Source organism: Pyrococcus kukulkanii (assembly GCF_041647995.1).
GTDB lineage: Archaea > Methanobacteriota_B > Thermococci > Thermococcales > Thermococcaceae > Pyrococcus.
In genome coordinates this window covers 1-14,200 of sequence record NZ_JARRIB010000001.1, presented here as the reverse complement: position 1 = coordinate 14,200, position 14,200 = coordinate 1, and the positions used below count along the sequence as shown (strand labels likewise).

Sequence of the window (14,200 nt, the reverse complement as noted above, 5' to 3'; positions counted from 1 at the left end):
GGTAGTGACTTCATACTAACTCTCCTGCTCTTCAACTTTATCTTTGACTCCTTTAGGAAATTCATTTTCTCATCGCCCAGGGCTCTAGAAAAGGGAGAGATGACATGCAACTTACTTCAGTTACGGACGAGGGTAGGGAGGTTGATAGTCGTTCTCGTTGGTCTCTTTGTTCTTGGCTTCGGCGGTGCTTTCCTCAACATCTCTTTCGACAACCTCTTCCAGAAAGTTCCGCTTGAGAGACTGGGGAGACTTTCAGGGGAGTATTTGATACCCTGGCGACGCTGGTTATACTGCTCTCCTAGCTGACCTTTGTCTGGCTAAATGGAGGTGGGTTAAAAGTTTTTCGCCGCAGGTATAGCCAGGGTGCTGGAGTTCTTGGCAACGTTTTCACTTCAATTCTCCTTAAGAGGATTAGTGCATAAAAACTCTGTAGGGTACCACATAACGCTTTAAGGAGCACCTGCTATCATGTTTCTGAATATAATCCCAGAGTTCACATAAATTTTTAGTTTTTGGTAACTTCTCTGGAGTTTTCTGTCTTAATATCTTCCCATTTCAAATAATGAAGCGTTTTATGGTTTACTTCTTTTTCCAAATTTATTTTACGCCAATTAAAGATCGTGCTTTACGATCGTGAAAGATCTGAAAAGGACAAACTGTTTATTGAGTACGAGAATGAATCTTCCGAGAGGGCAATACCCACCACAACGTCTGAAACCAGTTACCTCCAATTATGCTGCGGCCTCTTGAAGGTTCCAGAACAATGGGAAACAAACTGCTCTGAAGTGGTGGAAATATCTGGGAGGTACCCGCTATGGCCAGGCTTTCCAGACAAAAAGCCAAACTGGACACCCCTAAGGGGTGTTAATATTGCACTTTACAATGGGGGAGCTTTGATCTCGATAACAGACACAGAGTTCTGGGGAAGCAGGCCCCATCACTTCGTGTTGACGGGATGCGCCTACGAGAACGGGACATTATTCCTTAGGGTGGAGTACGAGGACTGCCCCACATACAACAGGTTGCATAACGCCACCGAAACGTGTCTGATGGACAAATGGGCTCCAACATTCTTCGTCCATCCCAAGGTCAAGCTGGAAAATCTCGTTATCTATATAACAGGAAGTAAAGAGGGAATTTTGATAGTCCCATGGAGGGATGAGAGCAATGATGTTCCCATTAATGGCGAGAAGTTAGACCGTTGAAACCCTCACTAAGGGAAGGAAGTCAGTACACTAACAACATGCTCTTCCTGAAGTTCTGCGCTAGAGAAATAGTCAAACTTGGAGTCAATAAACTTTCAAGGGCTAAAAAGGCTAAAATAGAAATGAAAACGCTGGCAAAACTTTATCCACTAGAGGTAATTTGTTTTAAATTTTCAGCATGAGATCATGACGTTTAACATGGCAAAGCAGAACCCCTCCGGAAGTGCTAACAACTTAAAGCAACTTGCAGAGAATTGGCGGGCCGGGGGGGATTTGAACCCCCGACCTGCGGATTAAGAGTCCGCCGCTCTAACCAGGCTAAGCTACCGGCCCGCGGCCCGATCTCTCATGGATAAGAGATATTTTATAAGTTTTTCGGTTATATATCTTGGACTATGACCATGTCCTCAATGCTTTTTAGCCCCTGCTTTCTCACGGACTCTTCGATGTTGCTCTTTATTGCTTCTTTGGGCCTTAGAATTAGGGCCTCTACTTTATCTATCCCAAGGATTTTGCACGCATATACCCTGTGATGTCCATCCAGTATGTATAGTTTCTCTCCGTAGTGAAGGCATATTATTGGGGCGTCATATCCATGCAGAATGCGTTGAATGACTGCTTCAAGCTTTCTTCTGCTTAACTCTTTTTGCGTTGGTATCAACTCCCTTATATCGACTATATTGTGAATTATCTCAAAATCAACTCCATAAACCAGTTCGTTTTCCCTTCTTATTCTCTCGGCTCTCTTTATAGCTTCTTCCCGTGATATTAGTTTTACCATGCCTACAGTGACAATAGGCAAAACAGTTATTAACCGTTACTGACTTTGTGTGTTTGTCCATGCAGGTGAACAATGTAATAACCAAGGAAAAGCTTGAAAAGTACTTCAGTATTGCTAGGGAAGCTCTAGAAAAGCTTGAGATTGTAGTAGATGAGAGGAGCCACCTTTATATAGTCGCGAAAGACTTTTTAACAATGGCTAAAAGTTACTTTCAAGACGCTGAGTACTACTTCAAAAAGGGGGATTACGTGACGGCGTTTGCTGCTTTAAACTATGCCTACGGCTTTATAGATGCAGGAGTGAGGTTGGGTGTTTTTAAGGGAGATGACAACAGACTGTTTGCCTTTGGGTGAGGTGAGAGCCATGGGAGATTACATAGTTGTTTTAGAGGCCCCAATTATAGTTAAGGACGTGAGAGACGTTGAAGAGGCAATTGAGGTTGCTGCAAATAAGGTGATAAGTGCGTTGGAAAAGGAAAAGCTCGACTTTGTGAAGGTTGAGATAGGCTATTCAAAATGTCCCGTATGTGGGGCTGAATTTGAGAGCGCGTTTGTGGTTGGAAACGTGGGACTTGTGGGAATATACCTGACCCTAAAGGTCTTCAACGCCCAAAGCCTTGAGCACGCTGAGAGGATAGCTAAAGCCGTAGTGGGGAAAGCCCTGAAAAAAGTCCCCTTGAAGCTATATGAGATTCATGAGCTGAACAATGGAGGGGAGAATAAGGGAGTTGTTGCGGGTGAGGAGGCTAAAGAGGAATTCGCTTAGCAACTTCTTCTATGTACTCCTGGGGTAAGGCTATTAAGGGATAATAAACTGGCACTATGAACGTCTTCCTGTCTTTCTTTATTTCTTCTTCAACTTTATGGTCAAGCTGTAGTCCTCTTATAACACCCTTCGCCCCAAAGTCTTTGATAATTTTGTTAACTTTCTCTAGGGATTCTACCCTTATGAGGTCTCCTTTCGATCCGTAAGCGAACTTCTTTATTCTCAACCACAACTCTTTAACATCTTCGCCTCCCATATAGACTGGTATTACTTCAACTCCTCTCTTCATCATAAGGAATATTGCCAAGGCAGATTTTCTATCTTCGAGAATTCCTACCATCTTTCCTTGGGTTCCTATGGGAAGTCCGCCCCATCCTCTAATTTTCTCGGTGAATATGTAAGCTCTTCCTTCCATTATTTCTATCCCTACTTCAATATCGTAATTGTGAAGGTCAACTTCGCACTCCTCATTCTCCAGTATGTACTCTCCAACTTTTGCCTGCAGTTCGAGACTGTTAAGTGGGAATTCTTTGGTTATTCTCCTTGCGGTAACCCTGAATTTTGGATTTTTAATGCCGAGTTCTCTCGCTTTTTTTCGGAGTAGCTTGAGGGCGGTTTTATTTACCTTTTCAAGGGACGCTTCAACTTCCATTGCTGGTGATAGAGAGACTATTCCAAAAACCCTCACGAGAACATTGCTTGCTTCAACTGCCTTATTGGTTCTAACTATTATCCTTCCATGCTTTGAAAACACTTCCTTGTACTCAATATCTTCGCTGACAAGCGCCTCTCTTATGTTGTTTATTAAGATTCTTTCAAACCACCTTCGCGTCTGCCTAGATTTCGTTCCTATCTCACCGTACCTCACAACTACGGTGTTCATGGACTTCACCTCATTTGCGGGCTGGAAGCCTCGCCCTAAAAGGCGAGGAGGATGTCAGTTTTCAATTAGATTTGATTCCGATACCGTTAGGATAAGGTTTCTGATATGATTTGGAACTGTCGTAGCTTTTAAAGGGTTTGGAGTGTTTGTTTGTAGGGGGTTGGTATGAGGGTTGAGGAAGTTGTGGAGTCTTTGGGGGGTGTGATTATTAACGTGGGGAGGCCTGTGAGGACTGTGGCCCAGGCTGTGAAGGCTATGGGAGTCTCCCCAAGGCAGGTAATAAAATCCCTCGTGCTTATATCTGAAAAGGGTCCAATACTGGCAATAGTGGATGGTGAGTCAAGAGTTAGTCTTGAAAAGGTTAAGCAGCACTTTGGGGAGGTCAGGCTAGCCACTCCAGAAGAAGTTAGGGAGATAACTGGTTTTGAAGTTGGGGGAGTTCCACCAGTGGGAATCAACATTAAGACGATTGTGGATCCTAGAGTCCTCGAAAATGAGTTCGTGATTGGTGGGGGAGGGAGGATAGACAAACTCTGCAAACTCGACCCAAGAAAAATAGTCGAACACCAAAAAGCCGAAATAATCGAGATCAGAGAATAAGCGCGCAATATGCCAGAAACTTAAACTTGTTTCACTACTCACCCTACCAGTACCTTGACCTCCAAGCCAAAGCTTTAAAAGCTTGCATGTTTTAATAACTATTGGTGAGGAAAAAGTGCTAGAAAGCTATTACATAATTGAGAACCCAGGAGTTGTCCCTGCGGAGAGAAGGTTCAGGATGAGGGATCTTAAAGCATGGGGATACGATCTGCACTTGGGAACAATTGAAGGAGAGAGGGCATACTTCGTATCAAAGGTTGGTGAGAGGAAAGAAGGGGAAACGTATACGGTTCATGGAAAGGAGTATCACATCGAAGAAACTCAGAAGGAGATTCCTGAGAACGCAAGGTTGCTGGCGAGGATAGTGATCGAGAGAGGTCAACCTTACCTGGAGTTCTGGCTTGAGGAAGAAGATACAAGGTTCCCTCTGGCTAAAGAAGACCCAAGGATAATACTGAAGAGGTTCTGGGAGAAAGAGAAGTTTATCCAGTTGTTGAAAACGGTTAGGGCCGTTGGATTAACGACGGACTTCTATAAGGACAATGTTTTCATAAAATCAATTCCCTTGCCATATGAAGAGTATCCTCCGAAAGTTAGGAGGGTGCTTAGGGAGGTCAAAGACATACACAGAGATTTAACAGGATTTGGGAGGTTCGTGTTCCAGTACTTCGGAGAGGAAGACAAGACTTACAATTACAGGGTTTTCTGGACTATTCCGACGATTCATCTGTTTGATGTTGAGGTTGCCAATGAGGTCGACAAGGTCTTAGGCATGCTTGATTGATAGTCTCAACATTTTAGGGGGATAAGTTTTAAATCCTAATTTTTCGATTTCTTGAATTAAGGTGGGCAAGATGGGCCTATTCTCCTTTGGTAAAAAAGGGAAGGATAAAATAAAGAGACTAATGGAAGAGAATAAAATGGATGAAGTTATTGAGAAGGCACTAAAAGACAAGAAAACGGTAAGAGACCTCATAGAACTGCTCTCAGATTCGAATTCTGGAACTGTTGGTGATGCGCTCTTCGTCCTAACGACAATCCTTAGGGAGAGCCCAAATTCGATAGATGTTTCCTGGGATCTCGTTGATAAGGTATTGTCATTAGTTCTTTCGAAGAACTCCTATGTTAAAGAAGGAGCTATGGTTCTTACAATGGAGATAATTAAAGTTCACGGCTCTAGGTTTAAAGATACGATAGACAAGCACGTTCCGAGGCTTCTCTCGGAGGGAGATAAAAATACTGTTGCCTTTGCCCTGCTTTTGATAAAGGAACTTAATCTAAGCAAGTACAAGGACGAGGTAGAGAAGCTTACGGAAGTTGAGGACAAGATAATACTGCCGTTTGAGGGTATGAAGTGGGTTAAGCTTGGCGATATAGCTAGGGATGTTCTAAAGGAGCTCTGAGAACACTAAATCTTCTTCACTTCCTCCCGCCTTTTTTAGCATTTTCAAGCTCCAGTTTATTTTTCCAACGTCTTCTGGTCTGTGAGCATCGGTCGCTAATGAAAGCTTCACTCCTCTCTTTATGCACTCTTTAATGAAATCTAAGTCAGGAACCTTATACCTAGCACTTATTTCGAAGGCCTTGCCGTACTCTTCTGCGAGCTTTATAACCTCAAGAACCTCCTCCCACGGCGGATATCCGATCCATGGGAAGATGTTGCCGAAGTGGCCAATTATGTCCACGTTCTCATCAATTATAGCCTTCTTAACGTACTCGAGGTACCTGTACCATTCCCCCTCTCTAAACCACTCGTGCACGCTCGCTATAACATAGTCAAGCTCTCTCGCAAAATCCTCCGTGAGGTCCGGCCCATTCTCGGTTATGTTCGTCTCTATTCCGGCTAGCACTACTACCTCACTCTCCTCCTTTACAACCCTTATCTCTCCAACGTATCTAGAAAACATTCCTGGGGTAAAGAAGTGGATGTGATCGCTGATCCCTACTATCTTAAGCCCTCTTTTTTCTGCCCAGGATACATTGTCCCTTATTAAACCTATACCATCCGAATACCTTGTGTGCGTATGCAAGTCCATCATGCTCGGTGGATGCAGGTAAAAGTTTAAAACTGCTACGGTTTAGCGGAGAGTGGATAAATAAGGAGGGGTGGTGAGAATGGGAAAGATCAGGCAGGGTTTCATTAAGAGGGTCGCGAGGGAGTTAGTTGACAGGTATCCAAATGAATTTACCACGGACTTCGAGCACAACAAGAAGAAAGTCCAGGAGCTTACTAACGTGACTAGCAAGAAGATAAGGAACAGGATTGCCGGTTACGTGACTAAGCTTATGAGAATGAAGAAGGAAGGGAAGATACTTTAAAGCGTTTTTAGGTACTCTGCATAAGCATTTGCATCCATCAGCTCCTTCAACTCCTCTTCTAAGTTCTTTGGCTTTATCTTGGCTATCCAAGCTTCATAGGGGCTTTCATTAATCTTCTCTGGGCTATCACTGAGCTCTTCGTTTACCTCGATAACCTCACCGCTTACTGGCGCATAAACTTCGCTAACTGCCTTTACACTCTCAACTTCACACAGAACATCGCCTTGGTTCACTTCTTTTCCCACTTCTGGAAGTTCAACGTAAGCTAGATCCCCAAGTTCCTTCTGAGCATAGTCAGTAATTCCGACTAAGACAGTTCCATCTTCAAGAACTTTTGCCCATTCGTGGTCTCTGGTGTAGTATAGACCCTCCTTTACTTTATATTCTCCAACTTCAATCATGGGAACCACCATTTAATGATACAAAAATATTGCTTTTAAAGTCTTGCATAATGTTCATGGGAGAGTGTCAAATGGAGGTTGTTTGGGAGAGGGAGATAAATGTAGAAAAAATTGTTGTATCTCCAAGACCCGTGTGGAAGTGTAGGAGTTGCCCCATGTATGGAAAGAGACCAAGTTGTCCTCCTCATTCCCCATCTTGGAGGGAAACAAAGGAGCTATTAAAACATTATAGGAAAGGGTTACTTATCAAGTTCAAGATAAATATAGAAAAGTTTGAGGAAGAGAAGCGAAGCGTCTTACTGTGGTTGCTAGGGAAGGAACATGAGTATTTCAGGAAAGGATTTTACTATGCCTTAGCTCTGTTCCCAGGTAATTGCAACTTGTGCGATGAGTGCAGTTTTGAAGCTATGGGAGTTTGTAGTATGCCTGATAAGGTAAGACCAAGCATTGATGCAGTTGGTATAGAACTATCGTCAATTGTAACACTAAACTTTGATGAACCCGTTTTATATGGGCTAATATTAATAGACTGACATTTATGATGAAATGTAATAAAGCTTATAAAAAGTATTTTATCTACCTAACCTGGTGATATTAATGAGTAACGCAAGGATGTATGGGGGAATAGGATCAATCCTTGGATTAGTAGGCCCCCTTATCCCTAAAATTGGCTTTGCTGTTGAGATTGCTGGACTGGTACTTGTGTTCTTGGCCGTGAAAATTATTAGTGATGAAACCGGGGATGAAAGGATATTCAGCGATTTCTTAAAAGCTTTCATTGCCACAGTAGGTGGAATGATAGTGTTTGTGGCCATAGTGCTTGCTACCGTAGGTACAGCATTCCTAAATCCAAAAGAATTCATGCCTCAAAATCTCATGACGGTTATTGGGTCAATAATTGCAGGGTTCATAATCTTATGGATTGCCCTGATAATAGGATCTTACTTTAGGAAGAAGAGCTATGAGCTGATAGCTCAATATACCGGGGTTGACATGTTCAAAACTTCCGGCTTGTTGTACTTCATTGGAGCAATTCTGATAATAGTATTTGGAATTGGCGCTTTGATAATGCTTGTGGCCGCAATATTAGAGATAGTAGCATTCTTCTCCCTTCCAGAGGAGATAGAAGGATTAGAAGCTACTCCTGTACTTCCTTAATTCTTCCTCAATTTTTCTTTTTGCAAGTTCTTGAGCTAGGGGTCGAAGTCTTTTAATAATTTCATCTCTGACCTTTTCTATTCCAGTACCTTTCAGAGCTGAGATCTTTATTGGTTCCAATCCTTTTGACCTTACGAATTCCTCCACCTTACTAATTTGCTCTTCATTGGCAACATCTACCTTGTTGAGAACGACTATGAACGGAAATCCCTCGAACTCCCTATATATCTCATCAAACAAATGTACCTGCTCCTCAATAGGGAAACCGCAGTATTCGCTAGGATCAAAGATATAGATTATTAACTTCCCTAAGTACTTTAGGGCAAGTATAGCTTGCTTCTCAATTTCATTTCTCTCGCTTATTGGCCTATCCAGGAGTCCTGGGGTATCTATAACTTGGTACTTGAAGTATCCATCCTCAAACTGGCCGACGTTTATCCCCTTAGTTGTGAAGGGGTAACTTGCAATCTCTGGTTTTGCCGTTGTTAGGGCTCTAAGTAGTGTTGATTTCCCCACATTTGGATGTCCGGCAATGACAACAGTGGGCACCTCCAAGTCAACTACTGGAAGGTCTTTTAGGACTTCCCTGGCTTTATTTAAGTACCTTAGCCTGTCGTCTATATCCCTTAAGATACTTGCAACCCTCCCGTAGAATTGTCTCCTTAGTTGAGCCATTTCATCAGGATCTCTGGAGTATCTTATCCTTTCCACGTACCTCTCCTCAAGCTCTCTAACCATTCTGATAGCCCAGTCTATACCGGCCATAGCTTTGTGGAATGTATCTCTATCAACAAGGACATCTACAAGCTCTTGATAAAATTTTGGAAGTGTAGATAACCCTGGAGTCCTTTCTAACACCTTTCTCAGGTTATCCCTAATTACGTTGCTAACCGTCCTTATCCTAAGCTCTTCTCTTTGCCTGGCCTTTTTGATTCTATCTCCCCTTGGCTTAAAAGCAGATGCTGCTCTTTCAGCTCGCCTGAAGGCTTTATCTATTAATTCATCAGCGGTAAGTACCGTAGGCATCCTCTCGAAGGGATTCCTCATTTTCATCACCTCTCAAAGCCCTAAAGCCATATCCACTCTCTCCTTTTAATGAGGAGCACTCCCAACATGATCGTGAGGAAGTATATAAATCTCCACCCGTCGTACTCGGATTTGCCCTTATAAACTCTATCTAGGAGTATTTGATCCCTCGTTATTTTATAAACTCGGATCTCCTGAATTTCCCAAAGTTTACTAATTTTTTCTATAAATTTTTGGAAGGGAGTTGGGGATGATCCCCAATCTATTACCCAAAGGGTTCCATTGTAGTCAATAGCGGCGGCAGCGTGACCTCCAGACTCATCACCCTTAAAAATTGTGTGGATTATGTAGACCGGAGATACATTATTATCTAGCAAGATTTGAGCTGCTAAAATAGCAAAATCACTGCAGACGCCAATTTTTCGACCAAGGGTTTCTTGAGGTGTCTGAATGTATGCTATAACGCTTTTTAATCTTCCATAGTCGTAAGAGATATTTGAAATTAGCTTCTCAACTTCTACTGCGGTTTCTATGGGAGTATTATTTGGGTTTAATTTTATATTCACGTTCCCGTACCTATATCTTATTATACATACCATACTAGCGCGGAAGTCGTAAAGCCATGCGGTTCTGTATTGACAGAGGTTTCCATTAAAAGTCACCTCTTTATTGACGGGGATAAGGGTGTAACTTTTTGTGAAGTTCCAAAGTGACGAAGTGGTTGCAGGGAATAAAATGAACACTATAAAAAGGAGGGAGATTATCTTTTCATCAATAAACCTTATCTTCCTTAATACAGAAGACTTCTTAAAGTACGAAGGGCTTGGATTGATTATGTCCTCAAGCCTCTCTCCATGTTTCCATAACGTTAACATCAAGAGGTTACGGTGCTTCTTTTTCTTTGTTCCCATAGAAACTTTGTCAATGATTTTTAAATATCCAAGATATGCATCCTCCTGGGGAAGGTTGATTAGCTTCTCAATCTCTTTGGCAATATCTTCGTCCAGTCTCTGAATTTCATTCGCACACTCTTTTAACACCTCTTGATATTTTTTCACCGGCATTACCTTGAAAATTTTTGGAACAAATGATTTAACTGATTTATGCATAATATTTTACGGTGATATTGTATGATTAAGGCATCTAAGAGAGCACTCTCTGTTGAATATGCAATTAGAGACGTTGTTTTGCCCGCTAGGGAGCTAGAAAAGCAGGGTATAAAAGTCATAAGGCTTAACATTGGTGATCCAGTGAAATTTGATTTTCAACCGCCCGAACATATGAAAGAAGCGTACTGCAAGGCGATAAGAGAGGGTCATAACTATTATGGGGATAGCGAAGGTATTCTTGAACTTAGGGAGGCCATCGTTGAGAGGGAGAAAAAGAAGAATGGGGTTAATATAACTCCTGACGACGTAAGAGTTACGGCAGCTGTGACCGAAGCGTTGCAGCTACTCTTCGGGGCCCTGTTAGATCCTGGGGATGAGGTTCTGATCCCAGGGCCAAGTTATCCTCCATATACGGGTTTAGTTAAGTTCCTTGGTGGAGTTCCAGTTGAATACAGGACAGTTGAAGAAAACGGGTGGCAACCTGATATTGATGATCTAAGGAAAAAGATAACGGAAAGAACAAAGGCAATAGCAGTAATAAATCCGAACAACCCAACCGGAGCCCTCTATGAGAAGAAGACTTTGAAAGAGATACTTGACGTTGCTGGTGAATATGAGTTGCCCATTATAAGCGATGAAATCTATGATATGATGACTTATGAGGGCAAGCACGTCTCTCCAGGATCGCTAACTAAGGATGTTCCCGTCATAGTCATGAACGGGCTATCAAAGGTTTACTTTGCAACGGGGTGGAGACTGGGCTACATGTACTTCGTTGACCCTGAGGGTAAGCTGTCTGAAGTAAGGGAAGCTGTCGATAAACTTGCAAGGATAAGGCTATGTCCAAATACTCCCGCTCAATTTGCGGCAATCGCTGGCCTAACAGGGCCAATGGATTACCTTGAAGAGCACATGAAGAAATTAAAGGAGAGGAGGGATTACATCTACAAGAGGCTCAACGAGATCCCAGGAATCTCCACTACAAAGCCCCAGGGAGCATTCTACATCTTCCCCAAGATAGAGGGGGGCCCGTGGAAGAGCGACAAGGAGTTTGTTCTCGATGTCCTGCACAACGCCCATGTTCTCTTCGTCCATGGTTCTGGCTTCGGAGAGTACGGAAAGGGCCACTTCAGGGCAGTATTCTTGCCTCCAGTTGATGTACTTGAGGAAGCCATGAATAGACTTGAAGACTTCATGAGAAAAAGGCTTAGCTAACTTTTCTCTTATTTTTCACCATGATGATCACAATTGGTAGGGTAGGTTATATAGAATTAAAGGTACCCAGAGATAGCTATTGGAGCTTTTTTAATAGCCCGTATCCAGGGCACAAAGAAGGGACTGCAGTTGATGTATATTATACCGACCATGCCCTATTTCCTTTAGAGGAAGGAAAAGTTATAGAAGTTAGGAGGCTCCCAATAAAAGGGGACTACTTAATAGTTATAAAAAGTGGGAAGCTGTGTTTAAAAGTTCTTCACGTGGCCCCCTCCGTTTCTGAAGGAGAGACAATTGTCTTGGGGGATCCTATAGGGATACCGATTCGCTCTAACTTTTTCTGCCCTTGGACGGATAATCATGCACATTATGAAATTAGGAATTGTGGTGATCCCTATAGAGCGAGAGGAGGTATTCAAATTACTCCTATAGTTTTAAGGGCAGTGAAGGCCACTAATACTGGAGAATTTGAGGTGGTAGAACGTACAGATAACTACTGTCTGGCAAGGCCATTAAAGCCAAAGGAAAAGCAGTTAACCCCCGTAATTTCCAAGGGTTTCCCAATCGAGGGAGGAATACCCCATTACGGTTATTTTGGTGCCTTTGGGAATGTTAAAGAATTAGATATTTTCGGCATACGACTTACTAGAGAAGCCCTCCTTAAAAATGGAGTCAGTGTATTTAATGTAAGGGATCTCGTTCTTCCCATAAAGGGTGTTGGGATTTACTGCAACTACAAATTTGTGAAGCTACTTGGTCGTTTTGAAGAAGGGGCAGTTATAAGAATATGTGGAGCCGGGACCGGGATTTGAACCCGGGTAGAGGGGATCTGCAGTCCCCCGCCTGGCCTCTAGGCTATCCCGGCATTGCAATAGGAAAATGGCGCCGCGGCGGGGATTTGAACCCCGGCGGGACCACGCCCACCGGCTTAGCAGGCCGGCGCCCTACCAGGCTAGGCTACCGCGGCACTCCCGATAGGTTTTCAATCGGAGGTGGATATTTAAAGTTTTTGGATGAGGTCATGGATATTTGAATAAAATTAGGTGTGGAGCCGGGACCGGGATTTGAACCCGGGACCTGGGGATTACGAGTCCCCCGCCCCACCAGGCTAGGCTATCCCGGCTCGTGCCCATTTTCCTTTAACAAGGTGGGCATTTTATAAACTTTGCTCTTTAATCAAGAATAAATTTTAAGTATCAGAATACCGCAAATCCGTCATGGGATGAAAAAATGAACACTAGAAGAGGATATATATATAGTCTACCTTTTGATAGTAATTATAGCCATTGCTGGATGTATCAGCACTACCACAACTGCCACAGTGACTTCATCAGAAGAACAGGAGAGTAGAGAGGCAGAAACCTTTATAAATTTCATTGTGTTTCATTGTGTATAGGTGTGTGTCGTGGAGAGGTTGCTCTCGCCGAGGCAGGTTGCTGAAATTCTTGGTGTGAGCTTTATCACGATCAAGAGGTGGATTTATTCTGGAAAGATAAAGGCGGTAAAGCTTCCTACGGGCAAGTGGAGGATTCCTGAGAGTGAGGTGAAGAGGATTCTCGGCGAGAGGCAGCCAGAGGAAGTGAGGGCTGTAATTTACGCTAGAGTCTCAAGCAGAGATCAGAGGAAAGACCTTGAGAGGCAAGTCGAATACCTCACGAATTACTGTTCTTCTAAGGGTTATAAAGTCGTGAAAATTCTTACTGACGTTTCATCAGGCTTGAACGAGAACAGGAAGGGCCTAAAACAGCTCTTCAAACTTGTCGAAAGCGGAGAAGTTACGAAAGTCGTCATAACTTGCAGGGACAGGCTTACACGCTTTGGATTCAAGTACCTCGAACAGTACTTCAACTCTCACGGCGTCGAGATTGAGGTAATATTTGAGGAGGAGAAGACGCCAGAAAAGGAACTCGTCGAAGACTTGTTAACCATTGTAACCTCCTTCGCCGGAAAGCTCTATGGAGCTCGTTCTCGAAAGAAGAAAAAACTCGTCCAAGGCTTCAAGCAATTGTTGAAAGAGGTTGAGGGTGAATGACCGTCAAGAGGACTGTAGTGTTGAAGTCTGAAAGACTTCCGAAAAAGGTTTTCAAAATATTTGTCGAGTTGGAGGGAATGTATCGGGAAATGCTAATTCAACTCCTGCCTTACGCACTCGAGAATGAGGTGACATCTTACGTAATGCTGAGGGTGAGGAATTACGACTTTCTCCGGAGCTTGTACCCCCAACTCCCGAGCCATTACTCTTACACGGTTTGTCAGGATGTTGTTGAGAGGGTGAAGGGCTTCCTCAGAAAAAGGAGGAGGGGGCTGGTAAGGAAGGATTACCCAGAAGTCAGGAACATTTCAATCTGGCTTGATGAAAAATTGTTCAAGCTTGGCTATGCTTTTATTAGGATTGCAACGCACAAGGGGTGGGTTGAGGTTCCACTCGAACCGCACAAGCACTATTGGAGGTATAGGAATTCTTGGGAGGTTGCAAGGTATCACGCGAGGATAAAGCTTGACAAGAGGGAGAGGAGGCTTATCGTTTACCTCGTGTTCAAAAGGGATGTAGAGGAGTATGAACCCAAAAATTGGATTCCAATTGACGTGAATGAGGATAATGTCACCGCTCTAATTGATTACAAGCCAGTAATCTTTGAGACAGGGCAAAAGAAGATTACTCTGGGTTATTATTACAGGAGAAAGAGGGTTCAGGAAAAGTGGGATAGGCTTTACGGTTCGAGGAACAGGGTGAAGAA

Annotated in this window: 19 protein-coding genes, 4 tRNA genes and 1 pseudogene; 14 read left to right on the top strand and 10 right to left on the bottom strand. The window is 43.2% G+C overall.

Going from position 1 to position 14,200, the window contains the following annotated elements:
* Positions 1–99 precede the first annotated feature (99 nt).
* A complete protein-coding gene (locus P8X24_RS00120; RefSeq protein ID WP_372913537.1) occupies positions 100–306 on the top strand; it encodes a hypothetical protein in 207 nt (68 codons plus the stop codon).
* Between the two features lie 482 nt (positions 307–788).
* Positions 789–1,205 carry a hypothetical protein gene (locus tag P8X24_RS00115; protein ID WP_372913536.1) on the top strand — a complete coding sequence of 139 codons (417 nt, stop codon included), beginning with the start codon at positions 789–791 and terminating at the stop codon, positions 1,203–1,205.
* A gap of 255 nt (positions 1,206–1,460) precedes the next feature.
* On the opposite strand, the gene P8X24_RS00110 is transcribed toward P8X24_RS00115, so the two are convergent.
* Together P8X24_RS00110 and P8X24_RS00105 are read right to left on the bottom strand one after the other, a co-directional pair.
* Positions 1,461–1,538: transfer RNA gene (locus P8X24_RS00110), tRNA-Lys, on the bottom strand.
* Positions 1,539–1,584: 46 nt separating this feature from the next.
* Positions 1,585–1,986, bottom strand: a complete 402-nt coding sequence (locus P8X24_RS00105; RefSeq protein ID WP_372913535.1) for a ParB/RepB/Spo0J family partition protein — start codon at positions 1,984–1,986, stop codon at positions 1,585–1,587.
* 59 nt (positions 1,987–2,045) lie between these two features.
* Here P8X24_RS00105 and P8X24_RS00100 point away from each other — a divergent pair, with 59 nt between their 5' ends.
* Together P8X24_RS00100 and P8X24_RS00095 are read left to right on the top strand one after the other, a co-directional pair.
* Positions 2,046–2,339, top strand: a complete 294-nt coding sequence (locus tag P8X24_RS00100; protein WP_372913534.1) for a DUF357 domain-containing protein — start codon at positions 2,046–2,048, stop codon at positions 2,337–2,339.
* Positions 2,340–2,349: 10 nt separating this feature from the next.
* Entirely contained in the window at positions 2,350–2,751 is a 402-nt protein-coding gene (locus tag P8X24_RS00095; RefSeq protein ID WP_372913533.1) for a DUF555 domain-containing protein, read from the top strand.
* On the opposite strand, the gene P8X24_RS00090 is transcribed toward P8X24_RS00095, so the two are convergent.
* Positions 2,732–3,634, bottom strand: a complete 903-nt coding sequence (locus P8X24_RS00090) for a THUMP domain-containing protein (RefSeq protein ID WP_372913532.1) — start codon at positions 3,632–3,634, stop codon at positions 2,732–2,734. The genes P8X24_RS00095 and P8X24_RS00090 overlap by 20 nt on opposite strands.
* Positions 3,635–3,799: 165 nt before the next feature.
* Between P8X24_RS00090 and P8X24_RS00085 the strand changes: the two genes are divergently transcribed.
* The 3 genes from P8X24_RS00085 to P8X24_RS00075 all read left to right on the top strand — a co-directional run bounded on the left by P8X24_RS00085 (position 3,800) and on the right by P8X24_RS00075 (position 5,637).
* Positions 3,800–4,234, top strand: a complete 435-nt coding sequence (locus P8X24_RS00085) for an aminoacyl-tRNA deacylase (protein WP_372913531.1) — start codon at positions 3,800–3,802, stop codon at positions 4,232–4,234.
* 115 nt (positions 4,235–4,349) lie between these two features.
* Positions 4,350–5,018 carry a TIGR00703 family protein gene (locus P8X24_RS00080; protein WP_372914160.1) on the top strand — a complete coding sequence of 223 codons (669 nt, stop codon included), beginning with the start codon at positions 4,350–4,352 and terminating at the stop codon, positions 5,016–5,018.
* A 70-nt stretch (positions 5,019–5,088) separates the two neighbouring features.
* The gene (locus P8X24_RS00075; protein ID WP_372913530.1) at positions 5,089–5,637 is read left to right on the top strand and encodes a hypothetical protein; all 549 of its coding nucleotides are present in this window, start codon (positions 5,089–5,091) and stop codon (positions 5,635–5,637) included.
* Here P8X24_RS00075 and P8X24_RS00070 read toward each other — a convergent pair.
* Positions 5,623–6,273 (bottom strand): PHP domain-containing protein, encoded by a 651-nt coding sequence (locus P8X24_RS00070; RefSeq protein WP_372913529.1) that lies wholly within the window; start codon positions 6,271–6,273, stop codon positions 5,623–5,625. The two genes, P8X24_RS00075 and P8X24_RS00070, sit on opposite strands and share 15 nt — an antisense overlap.
* A gap of 76 nt (positions 6,274–6,349) precedes the next feature.
* Between P8X24_RS00070 and P8X24_RS00065 the strand changes: the two genes are divergently transcribed.
* A complete protein-coding gene (locus P8X24_RS00065) occupies positions 6,350–6,553 on the top strand; it encodes a 30S ribosomal protein S17e (protein WP_068324258.1) in 204 nt (67 codons plus the stop codon).
* Here P8X24_RS00065 and gcvH read toward each other — a convergent pair.
* The gene (gene gcvH, locus P8X24_RS00060; RefSeq protein ID WP_372914159.1) at positions 6,550–6,954 is read right to left on the bottom strand and encodes a glycine cleavage system protein GcvH; all 405 of its coding nucleotides are present in this window, start codon (positions 6,952–6,954) and stop codon (positions 6,550–6,552) included. The genes P8X24_RS00065 and gcvH overlap by 4 nt on opposite strands.
* A gap of 71 nt (positions 6,955–7,025) precedes the next feature.
* On the opposite strand from gcvH, the gene P8X24_RS00055 reads away from it, so the two are divergent.
* Together P8X24_RS00055 and P8X24_RS00050 are read left to right on the top strand one after the other, a co-directional pair.
* The gene (locus P8X24_RS00055) at positions 7,026–7,487 is read left to right on the top strand and encodes a DUF2284 domain-containing protein (protein WP_372913528.1); all 462 of its coding nucleotides are present in this window, start codon (positions 7,026–7,028) and stop codon (positions 7,485–7,487) included.
* Positions 7,488–7,551: 64 nt separating this feature from the next.
* Positions 7,552–8,112 carry a DUF996 domain-containing protein gene (locus P8X24_RS00050; RefSeq protein ID WP_372914158.1) on the top strand — a complete coding sequence of 187 codons (561 nt, stop codon included), beginning with the start codon at positions 7,552–7,554 and terminating at the stop codon, positions 8,110–8,112.
* On the opposite strand, the gene P8X24_RS00045 is transcribed toward P8X24_RS00050, so the two are convergent.
* Positions 8,086–9,159 carry an NOG1 family protein gene (locus tag P8X24_RS00045; RefSeq protein ID WP_372913527.1) on the bottom strand — a complete coding sequence of 358 codons (1,074 nt, stop codon included), beginning with the start codon at positions 9,157–9,159 and terminating at the stop codon, positions 8,086–8,088. The genes P8X24_RS00050 and P8X24_RS00045 overlap by 27 nt on opposite strands.
* A gap of 20 nt (positions 9,160–9,179) precedes the next feature.
* The gene (locus tag P8X24_RS00040; protein WP_372914157.1) at positions 9,180–10,196 is read right to left on the bottom strand and encodes a transglutaminase-like domain-containing protein; all 1,017 of its coding nucleotides are present in this window, start codon (positions 10,194–10,196) and stop codon (positions 9,180–9,182) included.
* Between the two features lie 72 nt (positions 10,197–10,268).
* Here P8X24_RS00040 and P8X24_RS00035 point away from each other — a divergent pair, with 72 nt between their 5' ends.
* Both P8X24_RS00035 and P8X24_RS00030 read left to right on the top strand, forming a co-directional pair.
* Positions 10,269–11,462, top strand: coding sequence for a pyridoxal phosphate-dependent aminotransferase (locus P8X24_RS00035; protein ID WP_372913526.1), 1,194 nt, complete (start codon positions 10,269–10,271; stop codon positions 11,460–11,462).
* A 20-nt stretch (positions 11,463–11,482) separates the two neighbouring features.
* On the top strand, positions 11,483–12,274 hold the full coding sequence (locus tag P8X24_RS00030; RefSeq protein ID WP_372913525.1) for a hypothetical protein: 792 nt from the start codon (positions 11,483–11,485) through the stop codon (positions 12,272–12,274).
* Here P8X24_RS00030 and P8X24_RS00025 read toward each other — a convergent pair.
* The 3 genes from P8X24_RS00025 to P8X24_RS00015 form a co-directional block, all read right to left on the bottom strand.
* Positions 12,253–12,327, bottom strand: a tRNA-Cys gene (locus P8X24_RS00025). The genes P8X24_RS00030 and P8X24_RS00025 overlap by 22 nt on opposite strands.
* A gap of 15 nt (positions 12,328–12,342) precedes the next feature.
* Positions 12,343–12,429 (bottom strand) — tRNA-Ser (locus tag P8X24_RS00020).
* 79 nt (positions 12,430–12,508) lie between these two features.
* Positions 12,509–12,585, bottom strand: a tRNA-Thr gene (locus P8X24_RS00015).
* A 282-nt stretch (positions 12,586–12,867) separates the two neighbouring features.
* Between P8X24_RS00015 and P8X24_RS00010 the strand changes: the two genes are divergently transcribed.
* Together P8X24_RS00010 and P8X24_RS00005 are read left to right on the top strand one after the other, a co-directional pair.
* A complete protein-coding gene (locus P8X24_RS00010; RefSeq protein WP_372914156.1) occupies positions 12,868–13,494 on the top strand; it encodes an IS607 family transposase in 627 nt (208 codons plus the stop codon).
* Between the two features lie 77 nt (positions 13,495–13,571).
* Positions 13,572–14,200: pseudogene (locus P8X24_RS00005) on the top strand (RNA-guided endonuclease TnpB family protein); the annotation flags it as partial.

Bases quoted from the DNA above. Each gene is read 5' to 3' on its own strand.
- P8X24_RS00120 (WP_372913537.1), top strand. From the start codon at position 100: ATGACATGCAACTTACTTCAGTTACGGACGAGGGTAGGGAGGTTGATA.
- P8X24_RS00105 (WP_372913535.1), bottom strand. From the start codon at position 1,986: ATGGTAAAACTAATATCACGGGAAGAAGCTATAAAGAGAGCCGAGAGA.
- P8X24_RS00100 (WP_372913534.1), top strand. From the start codon at position 2,046: ATGCAGGTGAACAATGTAATAACCAAGGAAAAGCTTGAAAAGTACTTC.
- P8X24_RS00095 (WP_372913533.1), top strand. From the start codon at position 2,350: ATGGGAGATTACATAGTTGTTTTAGAGGCCCCAATTATAGTTAAGGAC.
- P8X24_RS00090 (WP_372913532.1), bottom strand. From the start codon at position 3,634: ATGAACACCGTAGTTGTGAGGTACGGTGAGATAGGAACGAAATCTAGG.
- P8X24_RS00085 (WP_372913531.1), top strand. From the start codon at position 3,800: ATGAGGGTTGAGGAAGTTGTGGAGTCTTTGGGGGGTGTGATTATTAAC.
- P8X24_RS00075 (WP_372913530.1), top strand. From the start codon at position 5,089: ATGGGCCTATTCTCCTTTGGTAAAAAAGGGAAGGATAAAATAAAGAGA.
- P8X24_RS00070 (WP_372913529.1), bottom strand. From the start codon at position 6,273: ATGATGGACTTGCATACGCACACAAGGTATTCGGATGGTATAGGTTTA.
- P8X24_RS00065 (WP_068324258.1), top strand. From the start codon at position 6,350: ATGGGAAAGATCAGGCAGGGTTTCATTAAGAGGGTCGCGAGGGAGTTA.
- gcvH (WP_372914159.1), bottom strand. From the start codon at position 6,954: ATGATTGAAGTTGGAGAATATAAAGTAAAGGAGGGTCTATACTACACC.
- P8X24_RS00055 (WP_372913528.1), top strand. From the start codon at position 7,026: ATGGAGGTTGTTTGGGAGAGGGAGATAAATGTAGAAAAAATTGTTGTA.
- P8X24_RS00050 (WP_372914158.1), top strand. From the start codon at position 7,552: ATGAGTAACGCAAGGATGTATGGGGGAATAGGATCAATCCTTGGATTA.
- P8X24_RS00045 (WP_372913527.1), bottom strand. From the start codon at position 9,159: ATGAGGAATCCCTTCGAGAGGATGCCTACGGTACTTACCGCTGATGAA.
- P8X24_RS00035 (WP_372913526.1), top strand. From the start codon at position 10,269: ATGATTAAGGCATCTAAGAGAGCACTCTCTGTTGAATATGCAATTAGA.
- P8X24_RS00030 (WP_372913525.1), top strand. From the start codon at position 11,483: ATGATGATCACAATTGGTAGGGTAGGTTATATAGAATTAAAGGTACCC.